Below are 23,333 nucleotides of genomic sequence, written 5' to 3' on the forward strand. Positions count from 1 at the left end.
GGAACGCGTGACCCGCGTTCCGCTGGCCTCGCGGGAAATCGCCGGCGTTCTCAACCTGCGTGGCCGCATCGTCACTGTGATCGATATGCGGGCTCGTCTCGGCTTGCCGAAAAACGACGACGGCAAGCCGCCAATGGCGGTCGGCGTCGATCTGCGCGGCGAGTCCTATGGCCTGCTGATCGACCAGATCGGCGAGGTGCTGAGGCTGCCCGACGAAAGCCGCGAAGAAAATCCGGTCAACCTCGACCCCCGCATGGCGAAGCTTGCCGGAGGCGTGCACCGCCTCGACGGGCAATTGATGGTCGTTCTCGACGTCGAGCGGGTGCTCGAAATTTCGCCCGAGATGATGGCGGCTTGAGGTCAGACGAGAGCGTAGCGAAGAACCGCAACTGTTTTTCCAAGGATAAGGGCAACAACAATGAAAACATGTCTGGTCGTGGATGACTCGAGCGTCATTCGAAAGGTTGCTAGGCGCATTCTGGAAGGCCTGGATTTCCAGATTGTCGAGGCCGAGGACGGCGAGAAGGCGCTGGAGGTCTGCAAACGCAGCCTGCCGGAAGCGATCCTTCTCGACTGGAACATGCCGATCATGGACGGCTACGAGTTCCTCGGCAATCTCCGCCGCATGCCCGGCGGCGATCAGCCCAAGGTGGTGTTCTGCACGACGGAAAACGACGTCGCCCATATTGCGCGTGCGCTTCACGCCGGCGCCAACGAGTACATCATGAAGCCGTTCGACAAGGACATCGTCACGGCCAAGTTCCAGGAAGTCGGTCTGATCTGATTGGGTGTAGCTATCCGGCGGCTTGCGGGCGCCGGCGATGCTGCTGACAGTGAATTTTGATTGCAGCAGGTGAGTTGAGTTCGGTTGGTGCGTATGAGCGTTGCGTTGACAAGTCCGGCGGCCCCTCGCCCGGTGCAGCAAGAGCCGCTGCGGGTGATGCTGGTTGACGATTCCATCGTCATCAGGGGCATGATTTCGCGCTGGCTTGGGTCTGAGCCCGACATCGTCGTGGCGGCGGCGCTGCGTACCGGCCGCGAGGCGGTCAACCAGCTCGAGCGCATCAACCCCGATATTGCCGTGCTCGATATCGAAATGCCCGAGCTCGACGGCATTTCCGCGCTGCCGCTGCTGCTGGCGAAGAAACGCAACCTGATCGTCATCATGGCGTCGACGCTGACCCGCCGCAACGCGGAGATCAGCTTCAAGGCGCTGTCGCTTGGCGCTTCGGATTATATCCCCAAGCCGGAAAGCACGCGCGAGGCCGGCGCCGCAGAGACCTTCCGCCACGATCTGGTGCGGAAGATCCGGCATCTCGGCGCCAAGGTCCGCCGAGCTTCGCATCCGACCGCAGCGCCGTCGCTGGTGCCGTCCGCCGACCGCATGCGGGAGATCGTGGCGCGCGCGCCAATGGCTGCGCCTGCCGTCGCACCGGTGGTGCGGCGCAACTTCTCGACGCAAAATCCCCGCGTGCTTCTGATCGGTTCCTCGACCGGCGGCCCGCAGGCGCTGATGAGCGTCGTCGCCGAGATCGCTCCGGTGATCGATCGTTTCCCGGTGCTCATTACCCAGCACATGCCGCCGACGTTCACGACGATTCTGGCCGAGCACCTGGCGCGCTCCAGCAACCGGCCGGCGCGGGAAGCCGTCGACGGCGAAGCGGTCAAGGCCGGTCACATCTATCTCGCGCCGGGTGGCCGCCATATGCGCGTGGTGCGCCACGGGACGGAGCCGGTCATTGTTCTCGATGACGGTCCACCGGTGAATTTCTGCAAGCCGGCGGTCGATCCTCTGTTCGCTTCCGCGGTCGAGGTCTGGCAGGGGTCCATCCTGGCGCTGATCCTGACGGGAATGGGCTCCGACGGCATGCGCGGCGGCAAGGACATTGTCGCGGCCGGCGGCAGCGTGATCGCCCAGGACGAAGCCACAAGCGTGGTGTGGGGCATGCCGGGCGCGGCTGCCCATGCCGGCATCTGCTCGGCGGTACTGCCGCTCAATCAAATCGCACCGAAACTGGTGAAGCTGTTTTCAGGAGATCGCTCGTGACGCCGTTGGATTATGAGTTCTTGCGCAAGCTCCTGAAGGAGCGTTCCGGGCTCGATCTGTCCGCAGACAAGCAATACCTGGTCGAGAGCCGGCTGGTGCCGCTGGCACGCAAGGCGAACCTCGCGGGCATTACCGATCTCGTTCTGAAGATGAAGGCGGGAGCTGCGGAGCCGTTGATTGCCGAGGTGGTCGAAGCCATGACCACCAACGAGACCTTCTTCTTCCGCGACAAGACCCCGTTCGATCATCTCAAGGACACCATGCTGCCGGCGGTGTTGCAGGCGCGCGCGGCGCGACGCACGCTGCGCATCTGGTGCGCTGCCTCTTCCACGGGGCAGGAGCCCTATTCGATCGCGATGTGCCTGAAGGGGATGGGCGCGGCGCTCGCGGGCTGGAGGATCGACATCGTCGCGACCGATCTGTCGCAAGGCGTTCTGGAAAAGTCCAAGGCGGGCATTTTCAGCCAGTTCGAGGTTCAGCGTGGCCTGCCGATTCAACTCCTGGTCAAGCATTTCACGCAGGTCGGCGACATGTGGCAGCTCAACGCCGACATCCGCTCGATGGTCCAGCATCGCCAGCTCAACCTGCTGCAGGATTTCAGCCACCTCGGAACCTTCGACATCATTTTCTGCCGCAACGTCCTGATTTATTTCGATCAGGACACCAAAGCTGTCATTTTCGAGCGCATGTCGAGGCTGGTCGAAGGCGACGGCTTCCTGGTGCTCGGTGCCGCCGAGTCCGTGGTGGGAATTTCGGATGCCTTCAAGCCCTATCCCGACCGGCGCGGGCTCTATCGCCCGAACGCGATGCGGAGCGTGAAGCCGCTTCTGATGGGCGTCATGCCGCCAAAAGTCGCCGCGGTAGCCGCACGGTAGATCTTTCCTCCACGCTTCGGTCGCGAGACGGCCGGTGCACCATTTGCAGTTCCTGGAATTCACCGCCTTTGATGCAGGATCTTCAAATGGGCGGCACTGGGCCTAGTATCGCCGATCTGAAGTCCCTGCACCACAAGCGGCGAAATTTGATCAGGGACTTCAGATCGATAAAGCGGTACTAGAATCAATAAGTTTGCTAGGGCCCATGACTTTCCGAAGTTCGTGAAAGTGGGCGCTGCGATGGAGCACGAACTTCGGAAAGTGGGCACTAGATTCGCATAACCCGGGTGTCGCGGCATGCCTGCCCTAGTGTGGCGACTCTGACGTTCCTTTCAGTCTTGCAGCGAGCTCCTCAAAGGAACGTCAGAGTCAAAGCCACACTAGAATCATCTAGTTGCTAGTGTCCCTTTGGTACTGACATTCGTAAAAGTGCCTGTCGCGATATGATACGAATGTCAGAACCGGGACACTAGGCTTCAATCCCCAAATAAAAACCCCGCCATTTGCGGCGGGGTTCAGTCTGGGAGGAGTGAGCCTACGGGCTCGCACGAAAGGTCAGGCGGGAATGCGCTCTTCATGCTCGTGCGGCTCGCGCAGCACGTAGCCGCGGCCCCACACGGTCTCGATGAAGTTGCGGCCTTCGGAAGCATTCGCGAGCTTCTTGCGCAGCTTGCAGATGAAGACGTCGATGATCTTCAGTTCCGGCTCGTCCATACCGCCGTAGAGGTGGTTGAGGAACATTTCCTTGGTGAGCGTGGTGCCCTTGCGGAGCGAAAGCAACTCCAGCATCTGGTATTCCTTGCCGGTCAGATGCACGCGCTGGCCGCCGACTTCCACCGTCTTGGTGTCGAGATTGACGACGAGGTCGCCGGTCTGGATGACCGACTGGGCGTGACCCTTGGAACGGCGCACGATCGCATGGATGCGGGCGACCAGTTCGTCCTTGTGGAAGGGCTTGGTCATATAGTCGTCGGCGCCGACGCCGAGACCCTTGACCTTGTCCTCGATGCCGGCGAGGCCGGAGAGGATCAGAATGGGTGTCTTGATCTTGGAGACCCGCAGCTGCTTGAGCACGTCATAGCCGGACATGTCGGGCAGGTTAAGGTCGAGAAGGATAATGTCGTAATCGTAAAGCTTGCCGAGATCGACGCCTTCTTCGCCGAGATCCGTCGTATAGACGTTAAAACTCTCGGATTTCAGCATCAACTCGATCGACTGCGCGACGGCGCTGTCATCTTCTATCAGCAAAACGCGCATGCCAGTCCCCTATCGTCGCCGCTCCGGGCGTCAGGTCGGCCGCACTTGCGGCACTCAAAACGCCTTTGAACAACTGATTCGGATCCTGACGGGATATGGTTAACAAAATCTGATTCTGATCCGCAAGGCCTTGAGGTGCAATTTTTTTCGAATCGCCCTAAGATATTGCGTCGAAGCAGCTTTTCGTATCCGATCTCGTTCAAGCTCTACATTAAGAGTCGGTTCTATTCGACTCTCAAGATTCGCCCTTCCTGAACCCAGGTCGAGCGACCTCAGTCACCAAAGACAGTGACGTAATGATTAACGATGCGAGTAAACACCAAGTTAAGGTTCGGCCTCCAAGCTGCGAAAACTTAAGGTTTTCGCAATGAAGGCGCTCGCCGAACAGATCAGCGATATCGACGGCATCAACATCTACGGCCGCGTCGTCGGCGTTCGCGGCCTGATGGTGGAGATCGCAGGTCCCATCCACGCCATGAGCGTCGGCGCGCGCATCGTGATCGACACCGGCGACAACCGTTTCATTCCCTGCGAGGTCATCGGCTTCACCGGGAACAATGCCGTTGTGATGCCTTTCGCCGGCCTCGACGGGGTAAGGCGCGGCTGCCGCGCGGTGATCGGCAATTCCGGCAACCAGGTGCGCCCGTCGGCAAAGTGGCTCGGCCGGGTGCTCAACGCTTTGGGCGAGCCGATCGACGGCAAGGGGCCGCTGGAGCACGGCGCCTCGCCCGTACCCTATCGCAACGCGCCGCCGCCGGCGCATTCCCGCAGGCGGGTCGGCGCCCCGCTCGACCTCGGCGTGCGCGCCCTCAATACTTTCCTGACCTGCTGCAGGGGGCAGCGGCTCGGCATCTTCTCAGGCTCGGGCGTCGGCAAGTCGGTGCTGCTGTCGATGCTCGCGCGCAACGTCGATGCCGATATCACGGTGATCGGCCTGATCGGCGAACGCGGCCGCGAGGTGCAGGAATTCCTGCAGGACGACCTTGGCGATGAAGGGCTGGCGCGTTCGGTGGTGGTGGTCGCCACTTCCGACGAGCCCGCGCTGATGCGGCGGCAGGCCGCTTATCTTACGCTTGCGATCGCCGAACATTTTCGCGACCAGGACCAGGACGTGCTGTGCCTGATGGACTCAGTGACGCGCTTTGCGATGGCCCAGCGTGAGATCGGGCTTTCGGCCGGTGAGCCGCCGACCGCCAAAGGCTACACGCCGACTGTGTTTACCGAGCTGCCGAAGCTGCTCGAACGCGCTGGCCCCGGCGTCGGCGCGGGCACCATCACCGGCATCTTTACGGTGCTGGTCGATGGCGACGACCATAATGAGCCGATCGCGGACGCCGTTCGCGGCATCCTTGATGGCCACATCGTGATGGAACGGCGCATCGCCGAGCGCGGCCGGTTTCCTGCCATCAACATTCTCAAGTCGGTTTCGCGCACGATGCCGAAATCGGCCGACCCGGCCTTCCTGCCCGTGATCACCAAGGCCCGCCAGGTCATGGCGACTTACGCCGATATGGAGGAGTTGATCCGGCTCGGGGCCTATAAAGCGGGCTCCAGCGTCGAGGTGGATGAGGCGATCCGCCTGCACGAGCCCCTGGAGACCTTTTTGCGCCAGGCCAAAGACGAGAGTACCGCCCTTAACGAAGGTTATGGGCGATTAGATCGAATCCTGAAGGGTTTGGAAACGGAACGCTAACTTTGTCAGGCCATCATCCGCGCCACAGTTGTAACGCCGGCGGGGCCCCGCAGGGGAGCCGGTGCTGTCCCTTAGCCAAATTGGGACTTCTGGGGAGTATGAGTCGATGAAGTCACGTGAAACGCTTATCCGTCTGAAGAAATTTCAGGTCGACGAAAAGCGCCGCAGGGTCTCGCAGATCGAATCCATGATCGCTGATTTCCAGCGGATGTCGGTCGACCTGGAGCGCGAAATCCAGACCGAACAGGAACGCGCCGGTATCAACGATCCCTCGCACTTCGCCTATCCGACCTACGCCAAGGCGGCGATCCAGCGCCGGGAAAATCTCACCCGTTCCGCCGAAGAGCTGCGCGTTCAGCTCGAGGAGGCGCGCGGCCTGTTGGCCGAAGCGTTCGACGAACTCAAGAAGGTCGAACTGCTGGACGAGCGCGATCAGGCGCGCGAGCGCGCCGAAGAGAGCGCCCGCGAGCAGGCCGATATGGACAGCATCGGCTTGATGCGCGCCCGGATCGGGGCCATCGCCTAGTGCCCACTTTCCGAAGTCCGTGTTACATCTCAGCACGACCTTTCACGGACTTCGGAAAGCTATGGGCACTAGCAGACTTATTGATTCTAGTGCCGCTTTTCTATTTGAAGTTCCTGAACAGAATTAGCCGCTTGTGGTGCAGGAACTTCAAATAGGCGGCACTAGGGCGCGCTTCGTCTCCCCGATATCGTTTGGACTGCCGAAACCCGGACCCCGCAAGGTCCGGGTTTTTGCCTGCCCATGTTACCTGCCATGTTCGCGTGGCTTTCCGGGCCGGCGCTGTGGCACCCGTTCACAGCGGCGATGTCTTTCCAGGTAGACTGATTCGTCGCAAGATGGGATACGACGGGTTCGCGGTTACCGCTTTCTCTCAAAGCAAGCGACAGGCCCGCGATTTGGGGGACGCTTATGCTGACGCCAGCAGAGCTGGTCTGGCTGATTGCCGCCGTGGCGAAGGGCGACCAGGCCGCCTTCGAGCGGCTCTACGCCGCCACGCGGGCGAAACTCTTTGGCGTCGTTTTGCGTATCTTGCGCCGACAGGATCTCGCCGAGGAGGTCATACAAGAAGCTTACGTCAAGATCTGGAACAGCGCCGGACGGTTCAATCCCGGCCAGTCTTCGCCGATCACCTGGATGGCATCGATTGCGCGCAATCGGGCAATCGATGTGGTGCGCAAGCGAACCGAGGCTTCGATCGAGGAAGAGCCGGCCGCCATGGAAGTGGCAGCCGACGCACCCGATCCGCTGGCGCGGCGTGAGATGACGGAAGACCTGAAGCGGCTTCTGGAATGTGTCGGACGGCTGGAGCCCGACCGGCAAAAGCTGGTGCTGCTGGCCTACTACAACGGCTGGAGCCGCGAGCAGCTCGCGGAGAAATTCGCAGCGCCGGTGAACACGGTGAAGACATGGCTGCGCCGCAGCATGATGGATATCAGGGAGTGTCTCGGACTTTGAATGATGGCCTATAGCGAGGACCATATCGCGCTCGCCGCGGAATACGCGCTCGGCACACTCGACGCCGATGAGCGCGCGCAGGTCGAAGTCATGATGTCCGCCGACAAGGATTTCGCGGGCGTGGTTCTCGCCTGGGAACACAAGCTCAGCGCGCTGAACCAGATGGTTGGATCGGTCGAGCCGCGCCCCGAAGTGTGGGAAAAGATCCGCTCTGCGATCGGCCACTCCGGGCAGCAATCACCGATCCTGCTGCCGGACCCGGAGCCGCGACCGATGGCGCCTGAAGTCGAGGCCGCGCCCGTTCTTGCCGCAGAGCCTTCCAATGTGATCCGGCTGGTAAAGACGGCGAACCGCTGGCGCACGATCGCGACCGCAACATCGGCCATTGCGGCGGCGCTGGTGGTGATGATCGGGGTCGGCGTGTCGGTACCGGATCTCTTGCCGGAAAGCATGCGGCCGAAGGCGAAACCGCAGGTCGCGGAAGTCAAGCCGCCGCCGGCGCCACAACCTTCCGCGCAATATGTCGCCGTGCTTCAGAAAGAGGGTGGCGGCCCGGCCTTCATCCTCACCGTCGACGGCGCGACCAGGAATTTTACCGTGCGCAAGGTTGGCGCCTCTGCCGAAGCAGGCTCGAGCTTCGAGCTGTGGCTGATCTCCGACAAGCTGCCGAAGCCGCGCTCGCTGGGCGTGATCGGCGGGAGCGAATTCATCTCGCGTCCGGTGCTCGCGTCCTATGACGCCGACATGGTGAAGTCAGCGACCTATGCGGTGACGGTCGAGCAGGCCGGCGGATCGCCCGACGGCAATCCGCATTCGGCTCCCATCATCACCGGCAAGCTGATCGAAACCGTCCCGCCGCCTTCGCGCTGAGTGGAAGCCGTTTCATCCCTCCCCCGCGAAGCGTGGGAGGGTGCATAGGCGACCTTCGGTCGGCGTCCTTAAGAAGAACGCCGATGCTCTGCATCGCCTATGCGCGAAGCGACGGTCGGGTGGGGGTGTCAACGTTGCCGCAAAAGTCGGGCATGAATGCTACTTGAAGACTCCCACGCCGGCTCGCTTGCGCTCGCCGACCCAATCGCAAAAAAATGAAAACGCCCGTGGGGAGCGGGCGTTTTCTGGGGACCAACTTGGGGGACAGTTGGGTCTTCCATATATCCACGTGGCAACTTTGGGGGGCTGGTAAAGCGCCGCGTGAATTCACAAAACTCTTATCGGACCACCATCGTGTTCGTGCTGGTTACAACAACCGGCTTGCCTGCCTTGACGACGCGCGCGGTCTGTGTCGAGCCGTCGTCCGAGAACGTGCGGGCCGAAATTCCAAAGCCTGCAACCGCGATGCCCGCGACCAGCGCCACGACGACAATCTTGAGGTGCGTCGTGCGATCGGCGCTGTAAATCGAATGATTCATCCCTGCCTCCGCCGCCTGCCCTTGTTCCGGATTCGTCGTCCTGGTCCGCCGACAGGTTCACACACCTCGTGTCAAGAAACGTAGGAATTGGACCATTGTTTCCCCAGATGTGATCACAAAGCGGTGATCTTTCGCGATCCATTTTGCGCCGGAAGGGCTCAAAATTCAGAATCTAATAGCAAATATAGTTACTTAGTAAAGTTGGTAGCTTCTGGGGAAAAATAGCTCCGGATTACGGAAAATAAAGAAATTGATTGCCTGTGGCGAAAAAGCACAGTCCTCCAGCGCTGCTTCGCGGACACCCAGCCGGGTTTCTGGCTTGATGAATTGAGCCGCCTGCTAGACTAGACGCTGCCGACCGTTTTCAGGCGCGCGCGGGGGTGGATTTCGGCCTGCGACAGCACCGTGGTCTGGGCGCGGAAGCGCTCGACCAGCGAACGGACGAACGGCCGGATCGCGGCAGACGTGACCAGTACCGGCGATTCACCCTCGCGCGCGGCCTGTTCGAACCGCTCGCGCACGATCGTCATGAATTCCGACAGGCGCGACGGCTGCATCGCGAGACTGCGCTCTTCGCCCTGGCCGACCAGTGACTCCGCAAAGGCCTGCTCCCATTTCGCCGACAGCGCGATCAGCGGCAGGTAGCCATTGAACGTGGTGTTCTGCGCGCAGATCTGCCGCGCCAGGCGCGCACGGACATGCTCGACCACGGTTGCCGGGTTGCGCGAGAAGGCGAGCGCATCCGCGATGCCCTCGAGAATGGTGGAGAGATCGCGGATCGAGATGCGCTCGGCCAGCAAGAGCTGAAGCACGCGCTGGATGCCGGAGATCGTGATCTGGGCCGGCACGATGTCCTTGACCAGTTCGCCCTGCTCCTTCGGCAGCTCCTTGATGAGTTTCTGCACCTCGCCATAGGACAGCAAGTCCGACATGTTGTTCTTGAGCAGCTCGGTGAGGTGCGTCGACATCACGGTGGCCGCATCGACCACCGTGTAGCCCTTTAGCGTTGCTTCCTCCTTCAGGCTGGCGTCGACCCAGGTCGCCGGCAAACCGAATGTAGGCTCGGTCGTGTGAATGCCGGGCACGTCCACCTGGCTGCCGCCGGGGTCCATCGCCATGAACTGGTTCGGCCAGATCCGGCCCGTGCCGGCATCCACTTCCTTGATCTTGATGATGTAGGTGTTGGCCTCAAGCTGCACATTGTCGAGGATGCGCACGGAAGGCATCACAAAGCCCATCTCGATCGCAAGCGATTTGCGAAGCGCCTTGATCTGCTCGGTCAGCCGGTCGGTGCCGTCGGGACCGTTCACCAGCGGCAGCAGCGCATAGCCGAGTTCGATCTTGAGATCGTCGATCTTCAGCGCCGCTGAGATCGGCTCCTCGGCTGCCGCCGCGGCACTGCCCGCTGACGGAGTCGCCGCCGCGCTGGTAGCGGCAGCTTGGGTTGCCGCGCGCTTGCGCCTGCGGGCATAGAAGGCGAGCGCGGCCGCGCCGCCGCCAAGCGCCAGGAACGGCAGCATCGGGATGCCGGGCAGGAGCGAGAGCACCAGCATCACGCCCGACGACATGCCGAGCGCCTGCGGATAGCCGGAGAGCTGCTTCATCAGCGCCTTGTCGGCTGCGCCCGAGACGCCCGCCTTGGAGACCAGAAGGCCGGCCGCGGTCGAGACGATCAGCGCCGGGATTTGCGTGACGAGGCCGTCGCCGACGGTCAGCAGCGTGTAGGTGTGGGCGGCTTCGGAAAAGCTGAGAGACTGCTGCGCGACGCCGATGATGATGCCGCCGATGATGTTGATGAACACGACGAGCAGGCCGGCCACCGCGTCGCCGCGCACGAATTTCGAGGCACCGTCCATGGCGCCGAAGAAGCCGCTTTCGTCTTCCAGTGCCTTGCGCCGCTCCTTGGCGACCTTCTCGTCGATCAGGCCGGCCGACAGGTCGGCGTCGATCGCCATCTGCTTGCCCGGCATCGAATCGAGGTGGAAGCGCGCGGCGACTTCCGCGATGCGGCCCGAGCCCTTGGTGATGACGACGAAGTTCACGATCACCAGGATCGCAAAGACGATGATGCCGATGACGTAATTGCCGCCCATCACGAAGCCGCCGAAGGCCTGGATCACATGGCCGGCGGCGTCCGTTCCTTCATGGCCGTGCGAGAGGATCAACCGCGTCGAGGCGAGGTTGAGCGACAGCCGCAGCATGGTCGAGATCAACAGGATGGTCGGAAATGCCGAGAATTCCAGCGGCGCCTGGATGAACAGCGACGTCATCAGGATCAGGATCGACAGCGTGATCGAGATCGCCAGGAACAGGTCGAGGATGACCGAAGGCAGCGGAAGGATCAGCACCACCAGGATGGTGAGGATGCCGAAGGCAAGCGCGAGATCGCCGCGCTTGATGATGTTGCCGATTTCGCTGAGGCTGAACGCGGAGGGGGCCGCGCCGCCCTGACCCGCCGTGACATCAACCATGGAACTCGAATCCTCTCGCGAATGACGACCACGGCGGCCAAACGTCTGCGCGGCGGGAGCAGGCCCGCCGTTTCGAAAGTGAGGCACCGCACTGGCGTCCACGGAGTACTCCCCCGTTTTACGCGGCTGACGTCACTCTACTTCGTAACTGGGCAATTTTTGCCCGGTGTATGGTTAGCAAACGGTTAATGCGGGGATTTTTGTCGTCCGCCCCCGGTGCAGCCGGGTTGTGGCGCATCTGCATGCCCAATATCGCGGCATTGTGGGTTGACCCACGGTCGCCCGCCGACCAATTTGGCTACGCCGTGGACACGACCGTAGACGTCACCCGACATTCTCAGCCGTTCATTCCCGATTCGCGTCGGGCATGGATTCGCCTTGCCGTGGCGGTGCTGATCGGCTCACTCGGCAGCGTCGGCATGTGGTCGGTGGTGGTGGCGCTGCCCGCCGTCCAGAGCGAGTTTGGCGTGGCGCGCGGCACCGCCTCGCTCGCGTTCACGCTGGTCATGCTCGGCTTCGGCATCGGGCAGGTGGTCACCGGAAAGATCAGCGACCGCTACGGCATCGTCGCGGCGATCGGTGTCGGCATCGGCATTCTCGGTCTCGGCTATATCGGCGCGGGAGTCTCGTCGGTCATCTGGCAATTCATTTTGGTGCATTTTCTGATCGGCCTGTCGTCCGCCGCGACCTTCGGGCCATTGATGGCGGAGGCCTCGCACTGGTTCGATCGTTATCGCGGCCTGGCGGTCGCGATTGCCGCCAGTGGCAACTACATCGGCGGCACGATCTGGCCACCCGTCATCAGCTGGGGCATGCAATCGGCCGGCTGGCGCTCTACCCACATCGGCATCGGTATCTTCACGGCGGTGGCGATGACACTGGCGTTGATCGTGTTGCGCCTTCTGATGGGATCGGGAACGCGGCGCAGCCACGTCGATGCGGCGCCGCCGCGGGTCGACTTGGGGCTCTCCACCAATGCGCTCACCGCGATCCTGTCGCTCGCCAGCATCGCCTGCTGCGTGGCGATGTCGATGCCGCAGGTTCACATCGTCGCCTATTGCGGCGATCTCGGCTATGGCGTGGCGCGCGGTGCGCAGATGCTGTCGCTGATGCTGGGTTTCGGCATCATCAGCCGGATCGGTTCGGGCTTTCTCGCCGACCGGATCGGCGGCGTCCGCACGCTGTTGATCGGCTCGATCGCGCAAGGCTCGGCGCTGTTGATGTACCTGTTCTTCGACGGCCTCACGTCGCTCTACGTCATCTCCGCGCTGTTCGGCCTGTTCCAGGGCGGCATTGTGCCGAGCTATGCCATCATCGTGCGCGAGGCGATGCCGGCCCGCGAAGCCGGCACGCGGATCGGGATCGTGATCTTTGCGTCGGTGTTCGGCATGTCGTTCGGCGGCTGGGTATCGGGTGTAATCTTCGACGCCACCGGCTCCTATAGCGCGGCGTTCCTCAACGGGCTCGCCTGGAACGCGCTCAACATGACCATCGTCGTGGGATTGTTGCTCCGCGCGCGCCAGCGGTTGGCGATGGCGTGAGGTCCTCATGGTGAGGAGCGCAGCAAGGCTGCGCGTCTCGAACCATAGCGAAACCGGTCATCCTTCGAGACGGCCGCGTTGCGGCCTCCTCAGGATGAGGCGCGCTACACCTCCTGGCCGATCTTGATCAGCGTGCAGCCGACGATCTTCAGGCTGCCGTCGGCTTGCTGTTCGAGCGTGTACAGCGCGTCCCACGGCACGCCGTCGCTGTCGACGATGTGAACCTGCTGGGTGATCTTGCCGTCGGCGGTGCGCGTCTCGCCGAATTCAAAGCTCCTGTGGCGATAGACCGGAGCATAGCTGTTCTGGACCATGCGCAGAAATATGTCGGCTTGCAAAAACCTCCGGCGAATCTCCGGCGCCGCATAGGAATAGGCCGCCGCCGCGTCGTCGCGCGCAAAGGCCTCGGCCTGCGAGCGGATGACGGATTGCGCGGTGGCAGCATCGTCGGCCACCGCCGGCGAAGCGCACAGGACCAGAAAGGCAAAGAGCAAGGCGAAGCGGCGCATGGGTCTATCCCCGCACAGACGACGATGTGGCGAGCCTATATCCAGCCGCGATACGTCGCCAACGGCGCAAAATGCCTCCCACGGGAATGTGAGCGCTGATCGGGGTCTTTTGGCAATCGCTGAAACGGCGGCGCTTGGGGCCGTAGCTGTTATCCGGCGAGCGCGTGCCGGGTGGGGAAGTCAAATACCAGGTCGTCGGATTCCAGCGGCTTGCGCTGCACGACAATGCGGAACGCGCTTCTGCATTTCGGGCACTCATACTGGCGCACGTCGTGACGATTGCGGGTCGGCTGAATGCTGACCAGGGCACGTTCGAGGTTGCTGGTCATGTCGGTCGCCTTGTTGCCCGTGGTGGTTGTTCGGCCGTCCGCACTCTATCGTGGCCACCGGCGCCTCCGGTTAATTTGCGGGAAATACGGGGGCGGCCGCCAATTATCAGCATTCCCCGCTGAAAATCGCGGGATAAGTGGCAATTTGAGTTCAGATTGGCGAGCAGGCAGGGCGCGACTCTCGTAGATTCGTCGCTGCAGAGGGGTGGGGCGTTAGTCTTGTTTCGGGTGCGCTTGGCGTGGCGCCGAAGTCCTTTGCATTTTTGCTTTTCGCCATTCGGATTTCATGACCGAACCAAATGCAGCCTGGCCGACGGCCGACGAAACCGCGAATATTTTGCGCTTCCTGCACCGCTTCGCCGACCTGATGTCGAACGGCAGCAACGCCGAAAACCTGCTTGGCGCGGCAAAGATGTTAGAGGCGCATATCGATCTGCTGAAGGAGACCGAAGCCCTGCTTCGCATCGAACGAACCAGAGGCGATGCCTACGCCGAGGTGCGCCGGGCGCTTGAAGAGCGGATCGGCGCGTTCGGGCACGAAATCCTGGCTCTGAGATCAGGCCTCGCCGAACAAAAGGCGCGCAGCGAACTCACCGTCGCCGAACTGGAACGGCGGCAAGCTGAGTTCATGCAGCGTGCCGAGGAGGCCGAAGCCCGTCTGGCCGCTCTCCAGGCGGCGTCCCCCGCCATCGCGTTCGGCTCGATTGCCGTTCCGCTATCCACGTTGCGGGTGGCCAAGGCACAGTTTGAAGCGCTCGCTCATGCCTTTGAGAGGTCGGGCAACGTCGTCTCGCAGGTGATGTGCGAGGCCAGCGCCTCGAGTCTCGATTGCGCCATTCTCGACGCCGGCGGTGCCGATGACGACCGCTCCCAGCACGCGGCGTGAGCGCGCGGGATCGCTAAATCGCCCGCGATTGAGCTAGAATGGAGCGCGTCGGCGCAGACCTCGCCGATAAAATCGGCGTTCATGCCGCCGGAGCTTCGCCGCGATAGCTTGCGAACTTCGGAATCGGAGCGCTAGTGCCATGAACAAGATCCCCCAGGCGTCTCCGGTAACCCTGCCGGTCACCCTTCGCGATATCGAGGCGGCAGCCGCGACCGTTGCCGGCTTTGTGAAACGTACGCCTTGCGATCACAGCCGTACGCTGTCGGACATCACCGGCGCCCGCATCTGGCTCAAGTTCGAGAACCTGCAATTCACCGCCACATTCAAGGAGCGGGGCGCGCTCAACCGGCTGTCGGCGCTGGCGCCTGAGCAGCGCCAGAAAGGCGTGGCCGCAGCCTCGGCCGGCAATCATGCCCAGGGCGTCGCCTACCATGCGGCGCGCCTTTCGATTCCGGCGACCATCTTCGTTCCGGTCGGCACCCCCACCGTCAAGATCGAGAACACGCGCCGCCATGGCGCGACCGTGATTGAAGGCGGTGCGACGCTGGAAGAAGCGGCAGCCCTGGCAAGGTCGTATGGCCAGGGCCGCGGCCTGACCTATATCCATCCCTATGACGACCCGCTGATCATCGCTGGCCAGGGCACGATTGCGCTCGAGATGCTGACCTCACAGCCCGATCTCGACGTCCTGATCGTTCCGATCGGCGGCGGCGGCCTGATTTCCGGCATGGCGGTGGCGGCGAAGGCGATCAAGCCGGCAATCGAAGTGATCGGCGTGCAAGCCGCGCTCTATCCGTCGATGTACAATGTGGTGAAGGCGCAGTCGCTGCCGATGCGCGGCGATACGCTCGCCGAGGGCATTGCGGTCAAGGCGCCGGGCGTCATCACTTCGGAAATCGTGCGGGCGCTGGTCGATGACATCGTTCTCGTCAACGAGCAGCACGTCGAGCACGCGCTGAGCCTGTTGTTGACGATCGAGAAGTCAGTGACGGAAGGCGCCGGCGCGGCTGGCCTTGCCGCCGTGCTCGCCGATCCCCATCGCTTCAAAGGCCGCAAGCTCGGCCTGGTGCTGAGCGGCGGCAATATCGACACCCGGCTGCTATCGGGCGTATTGACCCGTCAGCTTGCCCGGGAAGGCCGCCTGTCGCGGCTGCGCTTCGACATCGTCGATCGGCCCGGCCAACTTGCCGCGGTGGTCGCCGTACTCAGCAATGCCGGGGCGAACATCGTCGAAGTCGCACACCAGCGGATCTTCACGGTGTTGCCGGCCAAGGACGTGGTGCTGGAAGTCGTGATCGAGACCCGCGACCGGGCTCATCTGACGTCCATCATCGAGGCGCTGCGCGCCGCCGACTTCAACGTCGAAGTTCTGCTGTGATCGTGTCCTGCGGGACATCAGGGCCGTCTAAATTTCATTTAAGTGATGAATGGAACGGATGGTCCGGGTTTATCCTTGGGGAAGAACGATCAGGAGATCCCCATGGGTAAATTTGCGATCCGCGTGTTGACGCTCGCCATCGGCGCCGCGGCAGTGGCGGCGATTCCGGCGATCACGCCCGCAGCCGCCAAGGCCAGCCGGCATGTGCATCACATGCATATGAAGAAACATGGATGGTACGGGACGTATCCCTACCGCGGGGCCTGGGTCGGCCCTCCCGCGCAGCCGATGGCCCGGTCCTCGTCGGACTGGGTCTGCCCCGGCATCAGCCGCAGTTTCGACTGCAAGGTATGGCCGCCGCCGTTCGAGGACGATCCCGACCGCAAGGTGTCGAAGTTTTGACGTTCTCAAGCTTGTGATCGGCTGTGCCGGCCACGGACGCGAGAGTTGCTCGCGCCCGTGCTGGATAGCCGAAGGTCGCGTCAAGTGCGCCGCTATGCAGGGCGCAGGCAGGTGCATGCATGACAGCCTTCGCCTCTGGACACACGCTCCCAGCGAAGTCAAAACTCCCGGCAAAACAAAAGAGGAGCGCCCGGATGCCGATTATCGATTCCCAGGTCCACGCCTATGAGGCGAACACGCCGAAGCGGCCGTGGGCGACCGTGCCGAACTGGCCGCCTCATGTCACCGGCGACGAGATGGTGGCGGCGATGGACAAGGTCGGCGTCGACGGCGCGATCTTCATCTCCTCGTTTTCCATGTACCGCTATGACGGAAGCTACGCGGTCGAGGTGGCGCGCGCCCATCCGACCCGGATGGCGATCGTCAAGCCGGTCGATCCCGACAATCCGGCGGTGGATGACGTCGTCGCCGAGTGGAAGAAGACGCCGGGCACCGTCGGCATCCGCATCATGCTGACCAGGGACAACAGGCGCGATCCCAGGGATCCCGGCATCGACCGCATCGCGCGGTCGGCCGCGCGGCACGATTTTCCGGTCAATGTACTGTGCTGGGACAATCTGGAAGCCGGTACTACGCTGATCGATCGCCATCCCGATACGCGCTTCATCCTCGATCACCTCGGCATCCTGCAGCCGCGCGTGCCGGGCCCGCCGGCCGAGCCGTGGGCCGATCTGCCGAAGGTGCTGGAACTCGCCAAACGCAAGAACGTGGTGATCAAGGTTTCCGGCGCCTGCACGCTGTCGAAAAAGCCTTATCCCTTCGACGACATCTGGGATCCGCTCGCGCGCGTGTTCGATACATGGGGTTTCGAGCGCTGCCTGTGGGGCACGGACTGGACGCGCGCGTTTGCGGTCGTCAATTACGAGCAGGCGGTCAAGCCGTTCTTCGAGACCAAGCGGTTGAGCGAAACCGAACGGGCGATGTTGATGGGCGGCGCTACGGCCAAGGCCTATGGCTGGTCGCCCAAGAAGGGATAGCGGCCAATTATGTGATCCTAGTGCGGTTTAGAATTTGAAGTTCCTATGACGAGGTTACGGCGCAACCGATAGGAACTTCAAATTCGCCGCGCTAGCTAGTTCTCCATCTTGTACATTTTGGCCTTGTCGAGCTTGTACGACCACGGCAGGCCGGCGTTCTTCCATCCGTTGACCGCGCGCTGTCCGGCCTTCGGCCCGGAAGTTGCGAGATCGCCCTCATATCCGTCGACGACCGAATAGACGTTCTTGAATCCGGCCTCGGCGAGAAGATTGGCCGCAGCCGCGCTGCGGTCGCCGGACCGGCAGATCAGCACGATGGGATCGGCCGGCTGAAGATGTTTTGCAGCGAGCCTGCGACGAACCTCGGTGATGAAGTCCGGATTGGGTTCCAGCTTGAAGGTTCCCTTGACGCTGTCCCACGTTGGGAAATCCGGCTCCTTCATATAGGGCACGTTGGCATCCGCTTGCGCCGGCATCCCCAGGAACGTCACCTCGGCCGGCGTCCTCACGTCGAGGAACAGCGCCTTCGATGCATTCTGATCCATGAACTTCGCCGCTTCCTGCGACGACAGGTACTGTCCCAATTTAGTGCGCTTCGGCGCCGGCACCGAGGCCGCATCGAAGGCGTGCGCAGCGCCAAAGCCCATCAACAGTACGACCAACCAACCAGCAAAGGTTTTCATTTGTCGTCTCCCAATCTTCGCCGCTTCTTGCGCGAGGCTTATTTATGTTTTGTCGCGATTGCTCCTGAACGTCTCGGCTTCACGCGGAACAGCTCGCGGCCAACAAATTGGCTGCAAGATCTCTGAATCGGAGAACAGTCGACCGCGATCAGTAACGTTTGTAGCAGATTTTACTTCGACTGCGTCACTACTGTGACGCTGAATCGTCTCGCCGCGAGACGATTGCAACGCAACAAAGAGAGCGCGCGACTGAGCAGCCAGGTCGAAGGGTGAACCGCATCTGCTGTTGCCGGAGTGATCGTCCGCGCGGCGCGGCGGCGAGGGACGCGGGTTCGTGAAGAGATCGTCAAGAAGAGGCGCGGGACCGTGAGATCCCGCGCTTTCGTTTTGTCTCAGCCCTTTTGCGGTTTTTCCGCCTTCCAGGACTTGATCAGTTCGTCGTAGTCGACAGTTTCACCTTTCGGCTTCTCATTGGCGAGCTTGCGCTGCGGCGCAAGGTTACCGTCCTTCTCGGCCTTGGCGTACCAGTACTCGGGGTCCTTCTCTTCATTGAGCTTCGGCCCGAGCTTGCCTTGAACGCCTGACTTCTCGAGGCGGCCGAGGATGGAGTCCTGGTCGCGCGCCAGGCCGTCCATGGCTTGCTGCGGCGTGACCTCGCCCGAGATGGCCTTCGACACGTTCTGCCACCAGACCTGCGCCAGCTTGCCGTATTCCGGCACGTTGACGCCCGTCGGAGTCCAGAGCTTGCGCGCCGGGCTGCGATAGAACTCGACCCAGCCGCCGACCTTGGGTGCGAGATCCGTCATCGCCTGATGCCAGATGTCGCTTTCGCGGATGACGTGAAGGAAGGTCACGGACTTCTTGAGCGAGACGGTCTTCGAGACGCAGAACTGGCCGTAGAGCCAGCCAGCCTTGATGTTGTCCTTCGGCGCATATTTCATGTAGGTCCAGCAGCCCTGGTCCTGATAGCCCAGTTTCATGCCGTCCTTCCAGTAAGCGCCGTGCGGGCTCGGCGCCATGCGCCACTTCGGCGTGCCGTCCTTGTTCATGACCGGAAGATCAGGCTTGGACAGCGCGGCAGTGAAAGCGCTGTACCAGAAGATCTGCTGCGCGATATGCCCCTGTGCCGGCACAGCGCCGGCTTCGAGGAAGTCCATGCCCGCGGCTTCCGGCGGCGCATACTTCTTCAGCCACTCGACGAACTTGGTCAGCGCGTAGACGGCTGCCGGCCCGTTGGCGTCGCCGCCACGGCGGATCGAGGAGCCGCGCGGAATGCCGTCTTCCATGCGGATGCCCCATTCGTCGACCGGCTTGCCGTTCGGCAGGCCGCGATCGCCGTTACCGGCCATCGCGAGCCAGGCGTCGGTGAAGCGCCAGCCGAGCGACGGATCCTTCTTGCCGTAGTCCATGTGGCCGTAGACGCGCTGGCCGTCGATTTGCTTGACCGTGTTGGTGAAGAAGTCGGCGATGTCCTCATAGGCCGACCAGTTCACCGGCACGCCGAGTTCGTAGCCGAACTTTTCCTTGAAGGCTTTCTTCAGCTCCGGCCGCTGGAACCAGTCGTAACGGAACCAGTAGAGGTTGGCGAACTGCTGGTCGGGAAGCTGATAGAGCTTGCCGTCCGTGAAGGTCGCAAAGGACAGCCCGATGAAGTCCTTCAGGTCGAGGTTGGGGTTGGTGATGTCCTTGCCATCGCCCGCCATGAAATCGGTGAGCGATCCGCCGATGATGTCGTTGTAGCGCGGATGGGTGCCGATGAAGTCGGAATCGTTCATCCAGAAATCGTAGATCGGCTTGCCGGACTGGATCTCGACCTCGATCTTGTCGACGATCAGGCCTTCGTCCATCATTTCGTGGTTGACCTGGATGCCGGTGATCTCGGCGAAGGCCTTGGTCAGGGTCTTCGATTCATATTCGTGAATGCCGAGAATTTCCGAGGCGCAGCTCACCTTCATGCCCTTGAACGGCGTCGCGGCCTTGATGAACCACTGCATCTCGGCCATCTGCTGTTCCTTGGTCAGCGTCGACGGCTGGAATTCGGCGTCGATCCATTTCTTGGCCGCATCCATCTGCTGCGCATAACTCGGCGTTGGGGTCAGTAATGCGGGCGCCGCGACGGCTGTCGTTGCCGCCGTTGCCGCCGCGCCTTTCAAGACGTCACGACGTTTGATGTCCATGTTGGCTCCTCCCTGTAGACCTGCCGTGCACCATGCGCGTCAGGCTCTCGCCCCGTTAGGCGAAAATGAACATGGCGATACCGAACAGCCCCGATATGCCGAGTGCAAACCAGAGCTCTCCTCCGCCGAATCCGATCCATAAGATGTGAATGTAGGCCGCGCCGAGCATCGTCACGAAAAAGCGGTCGCCGCGCGTGGTGGGAAAACCGAGAATGCCCCGGCGGGGCGTCTCCGGCCGATAGACCGCAAGCAGCGTCAGGATAACGAGCGCCGACGCAATGAAGCTGAAGAAGATCGCGGTTTCCCAGGTCCATGCCATCCAGGTGAACTTGGTAGCGAACTCTTCCCAGCCTTTGGCGATCGTTTCAAACATCCGAGCCGCCCCTCTAGACGCGCCCAAGGGCAAAGCCCTTGGCGATATGATTGCGCACGAACCAGATGACGATGGCGCCCGGGATCATGGTGAGCACGCCGGCTGCGGCGAGCAGCGTCCAGTCCATGCCGGAAACCGAATAGCTGCGGGTCATCACGGCGGCGAAAGGCAGGGCGTTGGTCGCCGTCAGCGTCGTGGCGAGCAGTTGCTCGACCCAGGAGAACATGAAGCAGAAGAAGGCCGTAACGCCGATGCCATTGGCGATCAGCGGAAGGAAGATGCGGATGAAGAAGCGCGAGAAGGAGTAGCCGTCGATCGCGGCCGACTCGTCGATCTCGCGCGGCACCCCGCCGATGAAGCCTTCGAGAATCCACACCGCGAGCGGCACGTTGAACAGGCAATGCGCCAGCGCCACCGCCCAGACCGTGTCGAACAACCCGACCGCGTAATAGAGATTGAAGAACGGCATCGCATAAACGGCCGCCGGCGCCATCAGGTTGGTCAGCAGCCAGAAGAACAGGTGTTTGTCGCCGATGAAGCTGAAGCGGTTGAAGGCGTAGGCCGCGGGCAGCGCGACGGTCACCGAGATCACGGTGTTGATCAGCACATAGGTCAGCGAGACGCCGAAGGCATGCACCCAGGTCGGATCGTTGAGAATGAAGAAATATTTCTCCAGCGTCGGGTGATGCGGCCACAACGCCATGCGAGACATGATGTCTTCGTTCGGCCGCAGGCTCAGGTTGATGAGCCAATAGATCGGCAGCATCAGCATCGCGAGATAGGCGATGAGCATAACCCTGGGCATCACACCGCGGCGCATCAGGCATCCCTCCTGCGATCGAGCTGGGTCATGATCGTGTAGAAGATCCAGCACAGGGTGATGGTGATGAGGTTGTAGATCAGCGACATCGCGGCTGCGTTGCCGAGGTCGACCTGGCCGAGCGCGATCTTGACGAGGTCGATGGAGAGGAAGGTCGTGGCGCTGCCGGGGCCGCCGCCGGTCACGACGAAGGGCTCGGTATAGATCATGAAGGTCTGCATGAAGCGCAAGAGAACCGCGATCACCAGCACCTTCTGCAGCTTCGGCAGTTCGATGTTGACAAAGACGGCCCAGCGGCTCGCGGCGTCGATGCGCGCGGCCTGGTAGAACGCGTCGGGGATGGCGCGAAGCCCGGCATAGCTCAACAGGATGACCAGTGGCGTCCAGTGCCAGACGTCGATGATCACGATGGTGATCCAGGCGGAAACCGGATTCTGGGTGTCGTTATAGGGAATGCCGAGGCCGTTGACCGCCGCGCCGAACAGGCCGATATCGGCGCGGGCGAAAATCTGCCAGATGGTGCCGACGACGTTCCATGGAATCAGCATCGGCAGCGCGATCAGGACAAGGCATGGGCCAACCGCCCAGCCGCCGCGCGGCAGGCACAGTGCGATGGCGATACCAAGCGGCACTTCGATCAGAAGAGCGGCAAACGAGAAACTGAGGTTCCTGCCCAGCGCATCGAAGAAACGCGCGCCGATATCGGTCGACGGGTTGAGCACGTCGCGGAACCAGGCGTCGCCGTTCCAGAAGAAATTGTTGGCGCCCATGCTGTCTTGCAGCGAGTAGTTCACCACGGTCATCATCGGCAACAGCGCCGAGAACAGCACGAAAGCGAGCACCGGGAGAACCAGCAGCCAGGCGCGGTTGTTGATCGGTTTTTCGATCACAGCGGCTCTCCCGCGACGCGCTCGTCATTGACATAGACAAAGAGACGCTCGGGCTTGATGGCGATGCCGGCTGCATCGCCCGGCACCGACTGGCCATGCGGAACGACCGCGAAAATATCCTGCGCGCCGAGCGAAACCTTGGCGAGGCGGCGGCGGCCGAGATCCTCGATCCGCTGCACGCGCACTTTCATGTCGCCGCCCGCCACCAGCGTGGTGTAGTCGGGCCGGAAGCCGAGGCGCACCGAAGAGCCGGCCGGCGGCTTGTTGTAGCGCGCCGAGAGGCGGACGGTCTGTTCGCCGACACGTGCTTCGGCGCCATCGATTTCGGCGTCGACCAGGTTCATGCCGGGCGAGCCGATGAAATAGCCCACAAACGTGTGCTCCGGCTGCTCGAACAGCTGCGTCGGGGTTGCGATCTGAAGGATGCGGCCGTCCTTCATCACGACGACTTCGTCGGCGAAGGTCAGCGCCTCGACCTGGTCATGCGTCACATAGATCATCAGCACGTCGAGCGCGCGGTGCACGGCCTTGAGCTTGGAGCGCAGCTCCCATTTCAGCGACGGATCGATCACCGTCAGCGGCTCGTCGAACAGCACGGCGGCAACGTCGGACCGCACGAGGCCGCGCCCGAGCGAGATCTTCTGCTTCGCATCCGCCGTCAGCCTGCGCGCGCGCCGGTGGAGGTCGCTCGTCAGCCCCAGGAGATCGGCGATTTCGCTGACGCGCGTCCGGATCGCGGCGCGGCCGAGGCCGCGGTTCTTCAGGGGGAATGCGAGATTTTCGGCGACCGTCATCGTGTCGTAGACGACAGGGAACTGGAACACTTGCGCGATATTGCGCTGCTCGGTCGGCAGGTTGGTGACGTCCTTGCCGTCGAACAACAGCCGGCCCTGCGAGGGGAAGACGAGGCCGGAAATGATGTTGAGCAGCGTGGTCTTGCCGCAGCCGGAAGGGCCGAGCAGTGCATAGGAGCGTCCCTGCGTCCACTCGTGGTTGATCGGCTTCAGCGCGTAGGAGAGATCCTGGTCGTAGGAGTGGGCGATGCCGTCGAGCGTGATGCGTGCCATCTGCCGCTC

General features: G+C 62.3%; 24 protein-coding genes. 13 read left to right on the plus strand and 11 right to left on the minus strand.

From position 1 onward, the window contains the following. The 4 genes from M6D32_RS26240 to M6D32_RS26255 all read left to right on the plus strand — a co-directional run. Positions 1-358, plus strand: a 358-nt coding sequence (locus M6D32_RS26240) for a chemotaxis protein CheW (RefSeq protein WP_298261852.1), incomplete at its 5' end; no start/stop codon positions are given. Between the two features lie 60 nt (positions 359-418). Beyond that, positions 419-784 (plus strand): response regulator, encoded by a 366-nt coding sequence (locus M6D32_RS26245; RefSeq protein ID WP_298261854.1) that lies wholly within the window; start codon positions 419-421, stop codon positions 782-784. A gap of 93 nt (positions 785-877) precedes the next feature. After that, positions 878-2,047, plus strand: a complete 1,170-nt coding sequence (locus tag M6D32_RS26250; RefSeq protein WP_298261856.1) for a chemotaxis response regulator protein-glutamate methylesterase — start codon at positions 878-880, stop codon at positions 2,045-2,047. Beyond that, complete coding sequence (locus tag M6D32_RS26255) at positions 2,044-2,922, plus strand: protein-glutamate O-methyltransferase CheR (protein WP_298261858.1); 879 nt, start codon at positions 2,044-2,046, stop codon at positions 2,920-2,922. The genes M6D32_RS26250 and M6D32_RS26255 overlap by 4 nt, the downstream gene beginning before the upstream one ends. Before the next feature lie 555 nt (positions 2,923-3,477). Here the strand turns inward: M6D32_RS26255 and ctrA are convergent. Then, positions 3,478-4,179, minus strand: a complete 702-nt coding sequence (gene ctrA, locus M6D32_RS26260; protein ID WP_008138878.1) for a response regulator transcription factor CtrA — start codon at positions 4,177-4,179, stop codon at positions 3,478-3,480. A 367-nt stretch (positions 4,180-4,546) separates the two neighbouring features. Here ctrA and fliI point away from each other — a divergent pair, with 367 nt between their 5' ends. The 4 genes from fliI to M6D32_RS26280 all read left to right on the plus strand — a co-directional run bounded on the left by fliI (position 4,547) and on the right by M6D32_RS26280 (position 8,222). Continuing rightward, entirely contained in the window at positions 4,547-5,872 is a 1,326-nt protein-coding gene (gene fliI, locus M6D32_RS26265) for a flagellar protein export ATPase FliI (RefSeq protein WP_298261860.1), read from the plus strand. A gap of 106 nt (positions 5,873-5,978) precedes the next feature. Further along, on the plus strand, positions 5,979-6,398 hold the full coding sequence (gene fliJ, locus M6D32_RS26270; protein ID WP_298261862.1) for a flagellar export protein FliJ: 420 nt from the start codon (positions 5,979-5,981) through the stop codon (positions 6,396-6,398). 408 nt (positions 6,399-6,806) lie between these two features. Further along, positions 6,807-7,352, plus strand: coding sequence for a sigma-70 family RNA polymerase sigma factor (locus tag M6D32_RS26275; protein WP_298261864.1), 546 nt, complete (start codon positions 6,807-6,809; stop codon positions 7,350-7,352). A gap of 3 nt (positions 7,353-7,355) precedes the next feature. Beyond that, complete coding sequence (locus M6D32_RS26280; protein WP_298261972.1) at positions 7,356-8,222, plus strand: anti-sigma factor; 867 nt, start codon at positions 7,356-7,358, stop codon at positions 8,220-8,222. A gap of 338 nt (positions 8,223-8,560) precedes the next feature. Here the strand turns inward: M6D32_RS26280 and M6D32_RS26285 are convergent, their stop codons facing one another. Together M6D32_RS26285 and flhA are read right to left on the minus strand one after the other, a co-directional pair. Beyond that, complete coding sequence (locus tag M6D32_RS26285; protein ID WP_298261866.1) at positions 8,561-8,761, minus strand: hypothetical protein; 201 nt, start codon at positions 8,759-8,761, stop codon at positions 8,561-8,563. A gap of 344 nt (positions 8,762-9,105) precedes the next feature. Continuing rightward, complete coding sequence (flhA, locus tag M6D32_RS26290; RefSeq protein WP_298261869.1) at positions 9,106-11,232, minus strand: flagellar biosynthesis protein FlhA; 2,127 nt, start codon at positions 11,230-11,232, stop codon at positions 9,106-9,108. A 305-nt stretch (positions 11,233-11,537) separates the two neighbouring features. On the opposite strand from flhA, the gene M6D32_RS26295 reads away from it, so the two are divergent. Further along, complete coding sequence (locus tag M6D32_RS26295; RefSeq protein WP_298261871.1) at positions 11,538-12,773, plus strand: MFS transporter; 1,236 nt, start codon at positions 11,538-11,540, stop codon at positions 12,771-12,773. 104 nt (positions 12,774-12,877) lie between these two features. On the opposite strand, the gene M6D32_RS26300 is transcribed toward M6D32_RS26295, so the two are convergent. Then, positions 12,878-13,282: a DUF4864 domain-containing protein gene (locus M6D32_RS26300; RefSeq protein WP_298261873.1), complete on the minus strand. Its 405-nt coding sequence runs from the start codon at positions 13,280-13,282 to the stop codon at positions 12,878-12,880. A gap of 149 nt (positions 13,283-13,431) precedes the next feature. Further along, on the minus strand, positions 13,432-13,611 hold the full coding sequence (locus tag M6D32_RS26305) for a hypothetical protein (protein ID WP_298261875.1): 180 nt from the start codon (positions 13,609-13,611) through the stop codon (positions 13,432-13,434). Positions 13,612-13,897: 286 nt separating this feature from the next. Here M6D32_RS26305 and M6D32_RS26310 point away from each other — a divergent pair, with 286 nt between their 5' ends. The 4 genes from M6D32_RS26310 (at position 13,898) to M6D32_RS26325 (ending at position 17,314) form a co-directional block, all read left to right on the plus strand. Then, positions 13,898-14,497, plus strand: a complete 600-nt coding sequence (locus M6D32_RS26310) for a hypothetical protein (RefSeq protein ID WP_298261877.1) — start codon at positions 13,898-13,900, stop codon at positions 14,495-14,497. A 139-nt stretch (positions 14,498-14,636) separates the two neighbouring features. Beyond that, on the plus strand, positions 14,637-15,875 hold the full coding sequence (locus M6D32_RS26315; RefSeq protein WP_298261879.1) for a threonine ammonia-lyase: 1,239 nt from the start codon (positions 14,637-14,639) through the stop codon (positions 15,873-15,875). A gap of 102 nt (positions 15,876-15,977) precedes the next feature. After that, positions 15,978-16,277 carry a hypothetical protein gene (locus tag M6D32_RS26320; protein ID WP_298261881.1) on the plus strand — a complete coding sequence of 100 codons (300 nt, stop codon included), beginning with the start codon at positions 15,978-15,980 and terminating at the stop codon, positions 16,275-16,277. Between the two features lie 194 nt (positions 16,278-16,471). Beyond that, complete coding sequence (locus M6D32_RS26325) at positions 16,472-17,314, plus strand: amidohydrolase family protein (protein ID WP_298261882.1); 843 nt, start codon at positions 16,472-16,474, stop codon at positions 17,312-17,314. Between the two features lie 95 nt (positions 17,315-17,409). Here the strand turns inward: M6D32_RS26325 and M6D32_RS26330 are convergent, their stop codons facing one another. From M6D32_RS26330 to M6D32_RS26355, 6 genes are all read right to left on the minus strand, one after another. Continuing rightward, entirely contained in the window at positions 17,410-17,997 is a 588-nt protein-coding gene (locus M6D32_RS26330; protein WP_298261883.1) for a rhodanese-like domain-containing protein, read from the minus strand. 392 nt (positions 17,998-18,389) lie between these two features. Continuing rightward, on the minus strand, positions 18,390-20,174 hold the full coding sequence (locus tag M6D32_RS26335; protein ID WP_298261885.1) for an ABC transporter substrate-binding protein: 1,785 nt from the start codon (positions 20,172-20,174) through the stop codon (positions 18,390-18,392). Between the two features lie 55 nt (positions 20,175-20,229). Then, positions 20,230-20,547: a DUF2160 domain-containing protein gene (locus tag M6D32_RS26340; RefSeq protein WP_298261888.1), complete on the minus strand. Its 318-nt coding sequence runs from the start codon at positions 20,545-20,547 to the stop codon at positions 20,230-20,232. Between the two features lie 13 nt (positions 20,548-20,560). Beyond that, complete coding sequence (locus M6D32_RS26345; protein ID WP_298261891.1) at positions 20,561-21,367, minus strand: carbohydrate ABC transporter permease; 807 nt, start codon at positions 21,365-21,367, stop codon at positions 20,561-20,563. Beyond that, positions 21,367-22,254: a sugar ABC transporter permease gene (locus M6D32_RS26350; RefSeq protein WP_298261974.1), complete on the minus strand. Its 888-nt coding sequence runs from the start codon at positions 22,252-22,254 to the stop codon at positions 21,367-21,369. The genes M6D32_RS26345 and M6D32_RS26350 overlap by 1 nt, the downstream gene beginning before the upstream one ends. Then, positions 22,254-23,324: an ABC transporter ATP-binding protein gene (locus M6D32_RS26355; RefSeq protein WP_298261893.1), complete on the minus strand. Its 1,071-nt coding sequence runs from the start codon at positions 23,322-23,324 to the stop codon at positions 22,254-22,256. Before M6D32_RS26355 ends, M6D32_RS26350 begins: the two co-directional genes overlap by 1 nt. Positions 23,325-23,333: the final 9 nt, after the last annotated feature.

This window comes from Bradyrhizobium sp. (assembly GCF_027307225.1).
In the GTDB taxonomy this organism is placed as follows: Bacteria; Pseudomonadota; Alphaproteobacteria; order Rhizobiales; family Xanthobacteraceae; genus Bradyrhizobium.